At 41.4% G+C, this 15370-nt stretch carries 13 protein-coding genes and 1 pseudogene; 1 reads left to right on the top strand and 13 read right to left on the bottom strand.

From position 1 onward, the window contains the following. The 5 genes and pseudogenes from rplC to G3KMM_RS02900 all read right to left on the bottom strand — a co-directional run bounded on the left by rplC (nucleotide 1) and on the right by G3KMM_RS02900 (nucleotide 9442). Nucleotides 1–618, bottom strand: a complete 618-nt coding sequence (gene rplC / locus G3KMM_RS01025) for a 50S ribosomal protein L3 (RefSeq protein ID WP_129604294.1) — start codon at nucleotides 616–618, stop codon at nucleotides 1–3. Between the two features lie 201 nt (nucleotides 619–819). After that, nucleotides 820–1989, bottom strand: coding sequence for a VanZ family protein (locus tag G3KMM_RS01020; protein WP_129604292.1), 1170 nt, complete (start codon nucleotides 1987–1989; stop codon nucleotides 820–822). Between the two features lie 59 nt (nucleotides 1990–2048). Then, nucleotides 2049–5891 (bottom strand): DNA-directed RNA polymerase subunit beta', encoded by a 3843-nt coding sequence (gene rpoC, locus G3KMM_RS01015; protein WP_129604289.1) that lies wholly within the window; start codon nucleotides 5889–5891, stop codon nucleotides 2049–2051. Continuing rightward, nucleotides 5891–9243: pseudogene (gene rpoB / locus G3KMM_RS01010) on the bottom strand (DNA-directed RNA polymerase subunit beta). Before rpoB ends, rpoC begins: the two are co-directional and overlap by 1 nt. Further along, nucleotides 9173–9442 (bottom strand): hypothetical protein, encoded by a 270-nt coding sequence (locus G3KMM_RS02900; RefSeq protein WP_206660628.1) that lies wholly within the window; start codon nucleotides 9440–9442, stop codon nucleotides 9173–9175. Before G3KMM_RS02900 ends, rpoB begins: the two are co-directional and overlap by 71 nt. 239 nt (nucleotides 9443–9681) lie before the next feature. On the opposite strand from G3KMM_RS02900, the gene G3KMM_RS01005 reads away from it, so the two are divergent. Beyond that, nucleotides 9682–10650 (top strand): ADP-ribosylglycohydrolase family protein, encoded by a 969-nt coding sequence (locus G3KMM_RS01005; protein WP_129604287.1) that lies wholly within the window; start codon nucleotides 9682–9684, stop codon nucleotides 10648–10650. 247 nt (nucleotides 10651–10897) lie between these two features. Here the strand turns inward: G3KMM_RS01005 and G3KMM_RS01000 are convergent, their stop codons facing one another. From G3KMM_RS01000 to G3KMM_RS00965, 8 genes are all read right to left on the bottom strand, one after another. Beyond that, on the bottom strand, nucleotides 10898–11281 hold the full coding sequence (locus tag G3KMM_RS01000; RefSeq protein WP_129604284.1) for a KH domain-containing protein: 384 nt from the start codon (nucleotides 11279–11281) through the stop codon (nucleotides 10898–10900). Between the two features lie 97 nt (nucleotides 11282–11378). Continuing rightward, nucleotides 11379–11717: a 30S ribosomal protein S16 gene (gene rpsP / locus G3KMM_RS00995; RefSeq protein ID WP_129604282.1), complete on the bottom strand. Its 339-nt coding sequence runs from the start codon at nucleotides 11715–11717 to the stop codon at nucleotides 11379–11381. Between the two features lie 101 nt (nucleotides 11718–11818). Next, a complete protein-coding gene (locus G3KMM_RS00990; RefSeq protein ID WP_129604280.1) occupies nucleotides 11819–12523 on the bottom strand; it encodes a hypothetical protein in 705 nt (234 codons plus the stop codon). Between the two features lie 139 nt (nucleotides 12524–12662). Beyond that, nucleotides 12663–13523: a ribonuclease III gene (rnc, locus tag G3KMM_RS00985; RefSeq protein ID WP_129604277.1), complete on the bottom strand. Its 861-nt coding sequence runs from the start codon at nucleotides 13521–13523 to the stop codon at nucleotides 12663–12665. A 69-nt stretch (nucleotides 13524–13592) separates the two neighbouring features. Beyond that, entirely contained in the window at nucleotides 13593–14213 is a 621-nt protein-coding gene (locus G3KMM_RS00980) for an NUDIX hydrolase (RefSeq protein ID WP_164998460.1), read from the bottom strand. Further along, a complete protein-coding gene (gene nusB / locus G3KMM_RS00975; RefSeq protein ID WP_129604273.1) occupies nucleotides 14161–14655 on the bottom strand; it encodes a transcription antitermination factor NusB in 495 nt (164 codons plus the stop codon). Before nusB ends, G3KMM_RS00980 begins: the two co-directional genes overlap by 53 nt. Next, entirely contained in the window at nucleotides 14655–14852 is a 198-nt protein-coding gene (locus G3KMM_RS00970; protein ID WP_129604270.1) for a hypothetical protein, read from the bottom strand. Before G3KMM_RS00970 ends, nusB begins: the two co-directional genes overlap by 1 nt. A 92-nt stretch (nucleotides 14853–14944) precedes the next feature. After that, the coding region (locus tag G3KMM_RS00965; RefSeq protein ID WP_164998459.1) for a class I tRNA ligase family protein at nucleotides 14945–15370 on the bottom strand (426 nt) is incomplete at its 5' end.

Here is a 15370-nt window from a genome sequence, read left to right as displayed (position 1 = left end):
TTACTCCTTTCCCTCCACAGTTACGATTCCTTTCTTAGGACCTGGGACTGCGCCCTTTACGCCTAAGATGTTATTTTCTTTGTCGATGTAGGCAATGACTAAGTTCTTAACTGTAACTTGATCATGTCCCATGCGACCTGGCATGCGCTTACCCTTGAAAACTTTTTGAGGATACATTGAACCGATTGAACCGACTCTTCTGATGTTTCCCTTGAAGCCATGGGTGTTGCGTGATTCTTGGAAGTTCCAACGCTTGACAGTACCAGCGAATCCTTTGCCTTTCGAAATACCAGTAACTGCCACCTTGTCTCCGAGTTCAAAGCTTTCTACAGTGAGTGTATCACCGAGTTTGAGCTCTGGAGTGGAATCCGTACGAAATTCCTTCAAGATTTTAGGACTTAATGTTTCGTCAGCTTTTTTGACGTGAGCTGATACCGACTTGCTCAGATTCTTACCCTGACCGTATCCAAGCTGCACAGCATTATAACCATCGGTGTCGACGGTTTTTATCTGAGTCACTGTGGCTGGTCCGGCTTGAAGAATAGTAACTGGAGTTACTAATCCATCTTCACCGATGATCTGGGTCATACCAATTTTGGTGCCGAGGATGACTTTCATCTTTTCCTTTCCTTTAATGGTTACACTCTAATAGCTAGACTAAGAGGAGTTCCAGATTGTTTCTCTGCTTGGCCTATAATTTCTAAAAAAATTATTGCAGTCGGAAACGATCGGCTTTTTCTTTGGTCTAGTTAGTCAAATGTCACCTTGATAAACTTACATGTGTATTTTATCACAAAATAAGGATAACTACAAGGGGAGTTATGGTTGATGCGGCGTGGTTTTCTTGGTTTTTTCTTTAATGGTATTTATTAAGCTGGTTTTTGATAATCTTTCATAGAATAGTGGTTTTTTGATTGCAACAATGATTGATGAGATAAAGAGATATAGGAGATAGATTAGGGTAAAGGAAATGGCGATAATTGCAATAGCATCACCAGTGATAATTTCTTGGTCGATAAGAAGATGGATAAATAATAGTACGAGATATGGAGCTAGGATGTATTGGAGGATAAAAACGGCGAAACGGATAAAATAATGGAGAAAGCTATAAAAACTACTTTTTTGCTTAACCTCTTTGTTGATAGTTATTTTAATATTAGTCATAAAGAACCCTGGGGTGCGACCATCTGTAATGGTGGCTATGAGTGATAAAAATAAGACAACCATGAGTAAACTAATTGGGATGGCATTATTAAAGTTAAAGAATTTGATGAGGATAGTTCCTATCGTGAAGGAGAAAATAGCAGAGGCGACTATATCAAAGAACATTGCAATGAATCGTCGCAGTAAGGATATTTTTTGGCTACGATCATAACTTTTTTGATCGATTTCTGCACGAGTAGGTAAAAATTTAGTTAATCTGCCTGCTAAGAGAAAACCCAAAAGGCCACCTAAAGTATTTGTGATTAAATCATCCACGTCAAATAGTCGATAATTTCCTTGATAGATAAAATAAAGTCCACTAAGTTGCGTAAGTTCAAAGAAAAGGGAGAGAAGGAATGATTTAATAAGTACTTGCTTTAAGTTATTTTGAAAATAATAGCGAAGATAAAAACCAAATGGTAGGGTCATGAAAATATTAAAGATTGTAGTTAGGAAGCCCCAGTTGTTAAAGATTGTAAGGAAAGACTTCGGATGGTTTAAATCGATTTTGGTATTTTTAATGATATCAAAAATAAAATTAAGAGGATTGAGTTGCAGGTGATGGCCTCTGAGGGCTTGTGCTTTCTCGGCTGATGGAAGAGGAAGTATGATCAGACAGTAAGTGATGAGCATATAGAGAATAAAAGAGTAGATAATCCAAAGTCGCAGACTCATAATAGAGCCATATTTTTTGTAATTGTAGATTAGATATGGGACAGTAAAAATGACAGCAATGGCCGGAAAAGAAATAGCGGCTTGTTTGATAGTTTCAAGATAAGTATGCATATAATATATTCTAACAAAAAATAGCCTCAGACGAGGCTATTTTTCCGATACTCTAACTTTTAGAAATCTTCATCTTGAACGATCTTAAAATCGCCGAAGTTACCTTCAATTTCTTCATCAGAAACATCTAATTTACGAACGCCAGTTCCTACAGGAATCTTGCGACCGATAATGACGTTTTCCTTCAAGCCGTGGAGTTTATCGACGCGACCATTGATGGCAGCATTAATAAGCACACGGGTAGTATCTTGGAAGGAGGCTGCTGAGAGGAAGGAGTCGGACCAGATGGAGACCTTAGTGATACCAAGGAGAAGCTGAGTATATTCTGCTGGAGTACGACCGGTAGCAATACATTCGCGGTTAGCTTCTTCAACTGCGTTGATTGAGGTAATATCGCCTGCAACGAAGTTAGTATCGCCCGATTCTTCGATCATGACGCGACTAAACATTTGGCGAACAATTACCTCAAGGTGTTTGGCGGAAACATCGTTACCGTTTGCGGCGTAGACTGCCATAATATCATTCATGATATAACGAGCAGTTGCCTCGACACCCTTGTATTTGAGCTGGTCTTGAAGATTCAATGAACCAGTTGTAAGGCGATCACCTGCCTGGACAGTATCATTACTCTTCACGAGCATCTCTGCTTCGTTTGGAATTTCCACACGAACAGGTCCGCTTGCACCTTCGGTGATAAGGACTGCGTGATCAACGATCTGGGCGTTGCCATCAAATGGAGCGATAATTGGTTCCATGCCTTTAGCTTTAGCGGCAATAACATCACCAGTTTTAACTGAGGCACCGTCTTTGACCATAATCTTACGATCTTCGCTAATTTCAATACGTTCAGTTTTGCCAGAAGTTGGAGTGATTTGAACGACAAAGTGGTTACCGTCCTCCCAAACTTCGCAGAGACCAGAAACTGGAGCAATCCAAGCTTGACCTTTAGGATTCCTGGCTTCGAGAAGCTCTTCTACACGAGGAAGACCACGAGAGATAGCACCGGAACCGGCAACACCAGAAGAGTGTTTGGTATCAAGTGTAAGCTGGGTACCCAATTCACCAAGTGACTGAGCGGCAATAACACCAACTGGCTGGTTTGGCTCAACGAGCTTCCTAGTTGCCATATCAACACCATAGGCTTTTTGTGGAATACCGTTTACTGATTTTGTAGTGAGTACTGACTGAATACGTACTGAGTCAATATCATTGTCAGCAGCAATCTGTTCGGCTAGATCACGAGTGATTAGTTGATCATTCTCTAGGTAGCCTGGAATTGGAGCAGCCGTGTAGCGACCCGTAATACGCTGAACGAATTCAATGCCAGTCTGTTCTGTTTCAGATTTAAAGACCTCAAAGCCTGGATCTTCAGCATCTTCTTCGGTAGTGAAGACATCTTGAGCGACATCAACAAGACGACGGGTAAGATAACCAGAGTCGGCTGTACGGAGGGCGGTAGAAACCTGACCCTGACGAGCACCTCGAGTAGCAATGAAGGACTCAAGAGTGTTAAGACCGTTCTTGTAGCTAGACTTAACTGGAAGCTCGATCTCGCGGTTGTTAATGTCGACCATGATACCGATGGCTGCAGAAGCAAGCTTAATACCGGAAACGGAACCACGAGCACCAGAGTTAGTCATTACTGCAATATCGGTGTCCATGGATGAAAGTTTTTGCTTAAGGAAGCTTGAAATTTCACCGTCGATTTCACGCCAGTTGGCAATTGTGAGGTTATAGCGTTCTGTGTCAGTAAGAAGGCCTTGTTCAAACTGATCTTGAATAAGAGCAGTTTTTGCATCACCCTTGGCGATGAAGTCGGCAATTTCTGGATAGGTTGGATAGTCATCTTTACAGGTTGAAATAGAAGCAATAGTTTCATATTCGAAAGCAAGATCTTTAAGTTTATCTGCAACTTCAACTGTTACTTTAGAGCCGTAGTCATTGAAGATGTTAGCCATAACTTTCTTCAGGTGCTTTGAAGTTTGAACACCATTATCGTATGGGTAATCTTCTGGAAGGATTTCATTGAAGATAACGCGACCTAGTGTGGTGTCACGAATTTCCTTCTTTGCGAAGACGCGAATTGGGGTTTGAAGAGCGATATCACCGCGATCATAAGCCATTTCAGCTTCATAAACTGAGCTGAAGGCTAGAGGCTTATCAGATTCGGTGCCTGGTTTGTCGTAGGTTAAGTAGTAGCTACCAAGTACAACGTCCTGATAGATAGCAAGAACTGGAGAACCATCAGCTGGCTTCAAGAGGTTGTTTTGTGCAGTCATAAGCTCTTGAGCTTCCTTCTGAGCTTCATCGGAAAGAGGAAGGTGGATAGCCATCTGGTCACCATCATAGTCGGCGTTGAAGCCGGAAGCGACTAGTGGGTGAAGTTGGATAGCCATACCGTCGATCAACTTTGGCTGGAAGGCTTGAATGGAAAGACGGTGAAGAGATGGAGCACGGTTTAAGAGTACGTAGCGACCCTTAATTACTTCATCAAGTGCATCCCAAACAATCGATTCTTTAGCTTCAATCATACGAGAAGCAGCACGAGTATTTGGAGCATATTCGTGAAGGAGCAACCATGAAATTACGAATGGCTTAAAGAGCTCTAGAGCCATAAGTTTTGGCAGACCACATTCGTTAAGTTTGAGATCTGGACCAACGACAATTACTGAACGACCGGAGTAGTCGACACGCTTACCAAGAAGGTTCTGACGGAAGCGACCCTGCTTACCTTTGAGAAGGTCGGAGAGTGATTTAAGTTTACGACGACCGTTCTGTGAGCTAGCTAGACGACCGTGAGAAGCGTTATTGTCGATCAGAGAGTCGATAGCTTCTTGGAGCATACGCATTTCGTTGTGAACGATTACTTCAGGGGCGTTAAGATCAAGAAGTTTCTTAAGACGATTATTACGGTTGATAACACGACGATAGAGGTCATTTAGGTCTGAAGTAGCAAAGCGACCACCAGGGAGAGAGATCATTGGACGTAGGTCTGGTGGAATAACTGGAATAACCGTAAGAATGAGGTCGGTTGGTTTAATGCCAGCATTTTTCATACCCTCAAGGACCTTAATGCGCTTGATGAGTTTACGTTCCTTTTGACCCTTAGCTTCAGCTGCTTCGACAGAAAGATCATCAATCATCTGGTTGATATCAATTTGATCAAGAATTTTCTTAATGGCACCAGCACCCATTTCTGCTTCAATGAGATCCTCGTACTCTTCTGGGAGATTACGGTAGTCAATTTCAGAAATAACTGCGCCTTTTTTAAGACCCTCAAGGATACCCTTACGAGTGATAAAATCTTTATCGACTTCTTCAACTTCTTTAGCTTGTTCGTTGGCTAGTTTTTCAGGGTTAGCACCAGGTTCTTTAGCGGCTTCGCCGTAGCGAATTTTGATCGCTTGAAGACTGGCCTCATGTTGGGCTTTGAGATCGTTCAAAGTTTGCTCAACTTCAGCATCCTTGGCATTAATGATGAGATAGGAAGCAAAATATACTACCTTTTCAATATTCTTGACGGTTAGATCGAGAAGAAGACTGAGAGCAGATGGGGTGCCACGCATAAACCAGATATGAGCAACTGGTGCAGCAAGTTTGATGTGGCCCATGCGCTCACGACGAGCGATGGATTTAGTGACTAAGTTCCCTTCCTTGTCAACAGCGGCTTCACGAGAACGAACACCTTTAAGTTTGCTGTCGTGTGGATTAATATCCTTTACTGGACCGAAAATACGTTCACAGAATAAACCGTCACGCTCAGGTTTCTGAGTACGGTAGTTGATTGTTTCTGGCTTCAATACCTCACCATAGCTCCAACTCAAGATATCTTCAGCACTGGCGATGCTGAGACGAATTGAGTCGAAGTCGCTGGCTGAAATGTAGTTGTCCATCCAAGCCATTAGAACTCCTCTCCGAGATCAATGTTATCTTCACTGTCTCCGTCTTTAATTGTAATTCCTTGACCGTCGAGAGATTCTTCGATCTCTTCATCGGTAAGGTCGATTATGTCATTTTCGTCATCATTAATATGTACGTTGTGTTTGGCGTAAATTAGGCGATCATCTTGGGATTTTTCGATTTCCCTAGAAGTGTCCTCGATTACACTATCAGCATCTCTAGCTTCACCATTATCAAGAAGATCAACTTTAAGTCCAAGGCCCTGCAACTCTTTTACCAAGACGTTAAAGCCTTCAGGAAGTTTTGGACCCTGAATTGGCTCATGTTTGATAATAGACTCATAAGCCTTAGCACGTCCGTAAACATCATCTGATTTAATAGTAAGCATTTCTTGTAGAATACTGGATGCACCATAAGCCTCAAGTGCCCAAACCTCCATTTCTCCGAAACGCTGACCACCGTTTTGAGCTTTACCACCAAGTGGCTGCTGGGTAACCATAGTGTAAGGACCGGTTGAGCGAGCGTGAATCTTGTCTTCGACCATGTGATGAAGTTTGATCATGTGCATGATACCAACTGAGGTCTTTTCGTTAAATGGTTCACCTGTAAGACCATCATAGAGCTGGACACGGCCATTGCGATCAATGCCAGCTTTTTCTAATTCATCTGAGATTACTTCATCTGGAATACCGTTGAAAGATGGGGTAGCAACTTTGTACCCAAGGATACGAGCAGCTAGACCAATGTGAATTTCATAAAGCTGACCAAGGTTCATACGGGAAGGTACACCCATTGGAGAAAGTACAACATCGACTGGTGTACCATCGGCCATGAATGGCAGATCTTCCGCTGGCAGAACGCGGGAAGGTTCATACGGGAAGGTACGCCCATTGGAGAAAGCACAACATCAACTGGTGTACCATCGGCCATGAATGGCATATCTTCAACTGGCAGAACGCGGGAAACTACACCCTTGTTACCGTAACGACCGGCCATCTTATCACCGATCTGAATCTTACGCATTTCTGCAACAAAGATTTTGATCTGCATGAGAACACCGGCTTTTAGTTCGTGACCTTGTTCACGAGTGTAAATGCGGACGCCAATAACTTTACCAGAAGTACCGCCACTCATGCGAACTGAAGTATCGCGGACATCCTTGGCTTTTTCACCAAAGATAGCACGAAGTAGACGTTCTTCAGAGCTGAGTTCCTGTTCACCCTTTGGAGTAATTTTACCAACAAGAATATCGCCAGTAGAGACTTCAGAACCAATAGTAACGATACCATCTTCACCAAGGTGACGAAGAGCATGTTCTGAGACGTTTGGAATATCACGAGTGACTTGTTCTGGGCCAAGTTTGGTTTCACGAACCTCAACATCGAAGTCTTTAATATTGATAGAAGTTAAGGTGTCGTCTTCAACTAGTTTGCGTGAGACAACGATAGCATCATCCATGTTGTAACCACGCCATGGCATGAAAGCAACTAAGAGGTTGCGGCCAAGAGCAATTTCACCATCTTCGATTGAAGCACCCTCGATGAGAATATCACCGGCTTTAACTTTTTGACCACGGGTAACCATACAACGCTGGTTGTAGCACTGATCTGAGTTTGTTTGCTCAAAGTGAGCAATCTTGTATTCTCTTGAAGCACCGTTATGATAATCAACGATGATTGAAACACCGTCAGCTTTTTTAACTACACCATCCATGTCAGCGGTAATTAATTGAGAAGTGTATCTTGCGATATCGGCTTCAACGCCTGTACCAACGGTTGGAGCGGTATTCTTGAGAAGTGGAACTGCCTGTTTCTGCATGGCGCAACCCATGAGTGCACGGTCAACACGGTTTTTCTCAACGAATGGAATGAGAGATGCGGATGCACCAAGAATTTCCTTATGCGCGGCATCAACGTGAGTAACTCGAGAAGATTCAACCTGAGCTGGCTGACCATTAATACGAGCAGAAACGCGTTCATCGATGAAACTACCGTCTTTATCGAGTTTAGCAGAGGTGTCGGCGATAACCATGTCTTTTTCAAGGCTGGCATCAACGTAGACGACCTCGTCAGTAACTTTACCATCTTTAACGATGCGATATGGAGCTTCGATAAAGCCGTATTCATTAATTCGGGCGTATGTTGCGAGGTTTAGTACGAGACCGACGTTGGCACCTTCTGGGGTTTCAACAGTACAGATGCGACCGTAATGAGTAGGGTGAGTATCACGAACATCAAAACCTGCACGTTCACGAGTAAGACCGCCAGGACCCATAGAACTTAGACGACGCTTGTGCGAAAGTTCAGAGAATGGGTTGTAAGAATCCATTAATTGGGATAGCTGGGAGCTACTGAAAAATTCCTTAACGGCAGCGACTACTGGACGTGAGTTTAAGAGTTGAGATGGAGTTACTTCCTCAGGGTTAGCCATAGACATACGGTCTAAGATATTGCGCTGCAAACGAAGCATACCAAGACGGAATTGACGTTGAATCAATTCACCGACCATCTTTACGCGACGATTTGCGAGTGAGTCAATGTCGTCGGCTGGCTCTTGAGTGTTATTAAGGCGAATAAGTTCGCGAATAATGGCAATAACATCTTCCATCTGAAGAGTACGGTGGGTACTATCATTTGGAGTGTCGAAGCCAAGTCTCTGATTGATCTTAAAACGACCAACGCGGGAGTAATCGTAACGTTTGTAATCAAAGAATGTTCGCTCAACCATAGAACGGGCGTTTTCGACAGTGGCTAGATCACCTGGGCGAAGACGACGGTAGACCTCAAGAAGGGCAGCGGCTTGGCTGGTGGTTGGGTCTTTATCAATAGTACTATCGATGTAATTAATTGGTCCATTATCGACATCAGCAAAGAGTTCTTTAAGCTCAGAATTCTTTGTGACACCAAGAGCTCGGAGGAAGGTAGTGACAGGAATTTTACGACGGCGATCAATTTTGACATTGATTGAACCATTAGTGGCGGTCTCAAATTCAAGCCAAGCACCACGACCTGGGATTACCTTAGCGCCATAATAGTTCTTACCGTTATAATTATCTGCGGTAAAGAAAACACCAGCAGAACGGATAAGCTGAGAAACGATGACACGTTCTGTACCGTTAATAATAAAGGTGGCACGGTCGGTCATCCATGGATAATCACCAAAGTAGATGTTTTGCTCTTTGATTTCACCTGTAACTTTGTTAGTGAGTTCGGCTTTAACATGAAGCGGAGCTTCGTAGGTTTCAAGGTTATATTTAGCTTCTTCAACGGTACGTTTTGGAGCCTTAAACTCGTAGTCCTTGAATCTTAGAGATAGTTTTTTCTTCAACGGTACGTTTTGGAGCTTTAAACTCATAGTCCTTGAATCTTAGAGATAGTTTTTGGCCAGTGTAGTCATCGATTGGGTTCAATTCGGTGAAGACTTCACGGAGACCGGATTTAATAAATTCCTCCCAGGAATCTTTCTGGTGTGCAGTAAGATCAGGGATTTCGAGATGATCGCCGTCTGTAAAAAAGACACGCTGATCAGCTGTACTGATATTCTTTGTACTCACGTTTTCCTCTATTTTAGTGTTAATAATCTTTAGCGCCGAAGATTACTGTCATCTAATGACATCCTAGTTCGCCAGTTTAGGACACCCTCGCTATTAGAAGACACACTACTTCTTGTGTTCGATTTTACTATGTTTTGCCAGATTTTTCAAGAGTTAGCCTTAGCTTTTGACAAATATTGACTATATGTTATAATATCGAAGTCCATAGTATATTAAAATATAAAAAAGGGGGTAAAAGAATGGATACTTTTAGAGGTTTTATCTATAGTGATCAGGTGATCGGAGGCCTCATTGGTAATGCAGCCGGTGACGCTCTTGGATTACCGGTTGAGTTTAAATCTCGCGAGGATTTAAAAGGTATTCCTGTTTTAGAAATGCAGGGCTTCGGTTCGTATTTAGTTGCACCGGGGACTTGGTCAACGAACACTTCAATGGTTATTGCTCTAATGGAGTCTATTAGAGAATGTGGTAAGGTTAATCAGTCCGACATATTACATAAATTATCAAGGTGGTTGTATCTTGGAGATTATACGGTTGGTTCTGAGATTATAAACTCAAATGCCACTGTTACTCTATCAATAGACAGATTTAAGAAGGGCTATACACCAGACGAGTGCGGAGATGCTTTTGAATTCGCAAGTGACAACGGAGCCTTAACTAGAATCTTACCGATTGCTTTTCTTTGTTATAACTACAATATACAGGGTAAGCATCGATATGATTTAGTGAAAAGGGTGACTAGATTGACTCATGCAACAGAAAAATGCATTCTAGCAAATATGATATTTGTAAATTATGCATGTTATTTGCTTGAGGGGTGTTATCCGGCGGTGGCACTACAGAAGATTCAGAAGGAAGACTATAGTTTCTTCTCTGAGGCTTGCGTCGATTCGTTTAGTCGTATCTTAAAGATGAATTTAACTGAGTTGCCAGAAGAAGAGATCCAGTCGAATAGTGACGTAATAGAGAGTCTGGAGGCGACCATCTGGAGTCTGGTGACAACCAGGAATTTCGAACAGGCCGTAATTAAAGCAGTTAATCTAGGCCATGACACTGATACGATTGGCGCCTTAACGGGTGGACTTGCTGGACTTTATTATGGCATGCAGGGCATCCCAAAAAGATGGCTAGATAAGTTGAAGAAATTACCGGAACTTGAAACTATTGCCGAAGGTTTCAGCAAGGCCGAAGTCATCATTGTACCTTAGATCATTCACCCCCGAATATGGGGGTGTTTTTATTGTTTTATTGATTAACAACCAAAAAACCACCTAGACGGTGGATTTTTTTGAACATATAAGCTCTCAACTTTATGTAAGCTGACTCGCAGTTAGCTTGGTTCAACTTGAACTGGTTTAAGTATAAGGTTTTTATATAGAATAGTCAAGATGATTTTTTGATAATTGGCTAAGGTTTTTAATAAAAAAATAGCCCCGAAGGGCTATTCTTTGTTAATTAGATGTCGAGATCATCAAGATCAGCGAGTTCGGCGCGGGTATTTTTGGTAAGAGTAGAATCTTCGGACTCTTCTTCATAATCTTCAACGGTACGAGCAGCAACTGGTTCGCCGGTAGTCTCGAAACTTCCGTTTTCATCGGTGTTAACAATTTTGAGATTGTAACGAGCATCATTCTTAGTACCAAGAGCACGAAGAAGGGTGCGAATGGACTGAGCAGTTGCACCACGGCGACCGATCACGCGACCGACATCTTCAGGATCGACACTGAGAGAAAGGAGAACACCTTTTTCGTCAATGGCGCGTTCAATGTTTACTTTGTCAGGATTATTTACGAGAGTTTTTACGATGTATTCTACGAATTGTTGGTCAATGGTTGACATAGGTTCTCCAAGTTAATTTTTGTTATTAGAATTATACCATAATGGTTGCGGTTTGATAAATAAAAAATAAGGTACTTAGAGCACCTTATTTCTTTTCTTATTCTGCAGATTCAGTTTCTTCTTTTGGTTGATTTTTACGAAGCTTATCTGCGTGTTTTGGTTTCCTGGTCTTTGGATTAGCTTCCTTATACCATGATGGAAGAGTGATACCTTCTTTTTTGAAGATGAAGGCGACGCGTGAAGATGGTTGAGCACCATTCTTTAGATAGAATTCAATTTTTTCTTTATCTAAAGTAGTCTTTTTAGTTTCTGGGTTGTAATTGCCGACCTCAGCCACAACGCGTCCAGAAAGTGGATGACGCTGGGATTCTTGGACGACTAGTCGAAAGGTTGGGTAATGAGTTCGACCATTACGTTGCATACGAATCGCAAGCATGTTTGCTCCTTAATTAATTTAATATTATTATTTTAAACTATTTTAAAGTTTTTTTCAAGGATTAGATGAATTTAAAAAGCCTCCAAAATGGAGGCCTATATCTATGACACCTTCATCGCCCTTATCAGGTGCTGAAAGTTATTTTCTAGGGAATAGAGCGTCTTCGCTCTAATTATGAAAGGCAGCACCCTATCAGCTGCAATAATGCTTTTGATAGAACTCTCCACCCCCCCTGTTAATCCTAAGTATATTTCTCTTGACAGTTCTTTGACTCTATCATCAGTAAAGAAACTGTCTACATACTCACGGTCAATGGAAGTTATTTTATCTTCCTTGATATTTGCGAAATCGATTAAGATATTCTTGACGATATCCTTTGTATTTTTTCGCCTTAATCTTGAACCGTAAGTAGTCTTACTATAAATGGTACAGAAATTTTGAACTATCAAGCCATCATCCTGCCCCATGATTAGCTCACGTTTCCCCGTGCGGGGGTTAATCTTATCAAAATACTGCTCAATGCCAATTTGTCTTGACAGATTGAGCAATTCCTTTAAGATTTTCTGACTGTTTTCAGACTTTATGAAAACAGCGTTTTTTAGCTCTTCCTCACTACCGTTATAATATTTTTCCAACAAACGCTGGTAATCACTGTGCGGGCGTGAGGTATTCTCCTTTTCAAGATTCATCTGGAGATATTTTGTTCTAGCAAAATCCCCCAGTTCATAAAGCCATTTCGCCATCAGTACATAATATTTGATGACATTTTCTATCTGGCCAATATTTAATTTATTCTTTGCCTCCATAATTCTCCCCTTTCCTTAAAGTGCAAAGCCATTGACTTTAGAGGATATTTTAACATAATTTTAAGATATTTCAAAACATAAGGGGAATCCTCTTCTTGGCTAAATTGAGTCAAAAACCGATCCTTTCGGATCAGCTATTTTATTTAATCAAAGATAGTTTACCAGTAACGAGACTTTGATCGGTTGACTGTTTTTTATAGTATTTAATTCCCTCAGCCGCTGCGGCAGATTGAGCCTCTTGTTTGCTGTGGCCGATCCCAGTACCTCTGTTATGACCAGCAACTACAACATTAATGGTGAAGATGCGGTCATGATCAGGGCCTTCTTCCTTAATGACGTGATATTGAGGTGTACTACCTTCAAATTTTTGAGCTAATTCTTGCAAATAACTCTTAGCGTCGCGCCAGGATTCAGAAAGAATAACCTCGTCCATTTTACAGATGATATGTTGATAGATAAAGTCTTTGGCAGCATCAAAGCCCTGGTCAAGGTAAATTGCGCCAGTTACCGCTTCAAAACAGTCGGCAATGATGGAGGCGTGAGTGCGGCTACTACCTAGTTTTTCACCTTTAGAAAGACGAATTAGTGAAATATAACCAATTTTCTCAGAGGCAGCACCGATTGACTCAGTGCGCACTAAGGCCGACCTCCAGGCAGTCATAATCCCTTCTGGCTCATGAAAATTTTGATATAGAAAATCTGAAACGACAAGCTCCAGAATAGCATCGCCAAGAAACTCTAGACGTTCATTATGTTCGACGATAAATTTTTTGTGTTCATTGACAAAACTACGATGAGTAAGAGCGGTGATGAAGAGTGTGATATCGTTAAATTTGATGCCCATTTTCTCTTCAGCGAAGTTACTATATTCGTCAAGTACGTCTTTGGTGTAGGTTTCTGGTAAACGATCGTCGATAATCTTCTTTTTCACCGAAGCCTCACTGATGTGTTTTTTGATGGTTTCTAGATCAATGTTGTATTTCTTTAGATAATTATCCATGTTTTCCTTTCTGGAACTCACTTCGGTACTAGAGAAAGGTCTAGTACCTGATGAAATCCCGAATATTAATTATTGCAAGTCTCCAGCGCGAATACGTTTTTTAGCAATGAGCATAAGTTTTTCAATATCATCGTACTCAATTGCGTTCAAGGCGTCACGGAAGCTAAACCACTTAATACCATTCATCCACTTTTCCTTGGTTGGACGTTCTTTTCCGTCAAGAGCGCGAACTAGATAGATCTGGGTGGTCATAAGGACAAGCTTATCGACACGGCGATACTTAAAATGTATCTTGCCAAGCCAGGACAAAGCTTTAATATGGTTTAGGCCTGCTTCTTCACCGATTTCGCGAATGGCGGTCTGCTTTGCGGTTTCACCCGTTTCAATATGCCCCTTGGGGATAGTCCAACGGTTTTTTGAATCCTGGATTAATAAGATTTCAATATCGTTCTTTTTCTCATTAAAGCGAAAGACGATACCGCCTGAGGTCGGTTCTCTGACAATTTCCTTGATTGCTGGCTTCTTCTTGAAGGTTTTTTGATCAAGGGTTTGACTGCGCTCAGTTTTTAACGGACGAACACGTGAACGTGATCTAGTATTAGTGTTACGGTTTTGGAAATCTTTTGGTTTATTTGATTTATTGTTCGGAAGCGTTAGTTTGGGACTCAACTTGCGATTTTGATCCTTCATGTTCTCCCTCTTCATTATTCAATCCAAGTTGCTTGAAGGCTGTGCCTAAGACACCATTAATAAACTTGGATGAATTATCAGAACCAAAAGCTTTTGCTAGCTCAACGGCTTCGTTGATAACTACTTTTGGTGGAACAACTCTTATTTCAAGTTCATAAAGACCGATGCGTAAAATATTACGATCGATGGCTGCGATGGTTTCTAAAGGCCATTCTGGAGCCAAGGGTTGCAATTCACGATCAAGTTTAGCTTGATTTTCTACAACGCCATTGGCAAGACCGAAGACAAATTCAGTATCTCCGAGTGCCTTGGAATATGGTTCAATATTTTTAGCGATGATAGACTGGATTTCGGCTGTAGCATCGCCCGCCTTTGCTCTAAACTCGTATTCATACAAGCTTTGTAATGCAATGATTCTACCGAGGTGCCGATTACTTGCCATTATTTTTCGCTTTTCTTTGTGTTATTTGAAACTTTAGCAGTTCTTGGGGTTTTGACCTTTAGATTAGGGGTCTTCTTGGCTGTTTCAAAAGCCTTAACTGGTGATTTCTTATTAACAGCACGAGCTAATACAAGACGTAGGTGGCTTCGGCGAAGACCGGTCTTTCTTGGGCTGCTTTGCTTTTTAGGTTCAGGCATTAAATGCTCCTTATTAGTATATTGACAATAATTTAGGTTATTATATACAAAAAGTCCTATTTTTTCAAGTGGAGTTTTGAAATTTTGAGGGGTTAAGCCACGATATTAATTAGCTTTGCGCCCTTTGGTATAATAATCTTTTTTGGCTCGCCATTTAAGTATTTTTGAACGTTTTCTTGCGACAAGGCAAGTTCTTTAATTTTTTCTTGATCTTTTAGATCATCGGAATTAATTTCTAACTTAGCGCGAACCTTACCATTAACCTGCACAATAAGCTGCACGGTATCTGAAACGAGATAAGCTTCGTTGTATTCAGGCCATTTATCATCAGCTTCTTCTTTTTCTAGAATTTCAGATGCTAGGTGAGGCGCGAAAGGCTTAAGTAACTTAGCTAAGATAATGATATCTTCAGTTGAAGCACCGATCTTATAAAGCTCATTAACGTATTCCATTAAGGCAGCTACTGCAGTATTAAAATTGGTATTTGCGATATCTTCTGTAACTTTTTTGATTGTCTT

Source organism: Candidatus Nanosyncoccus nanoralicus, assembly GCF_004138405.1.
GTDB lineage: Bacteria > Patescibacteriota > Saccharimonadia > Saccharimonadales > Saccharimonadaceae > Nanosyncoccus > Nanosyncoccus nanoralicus.
Note: the sequence above shows the minus strand (reverse complement) of the source record. Positions and strands in the feature narration are given on the sequence as shown.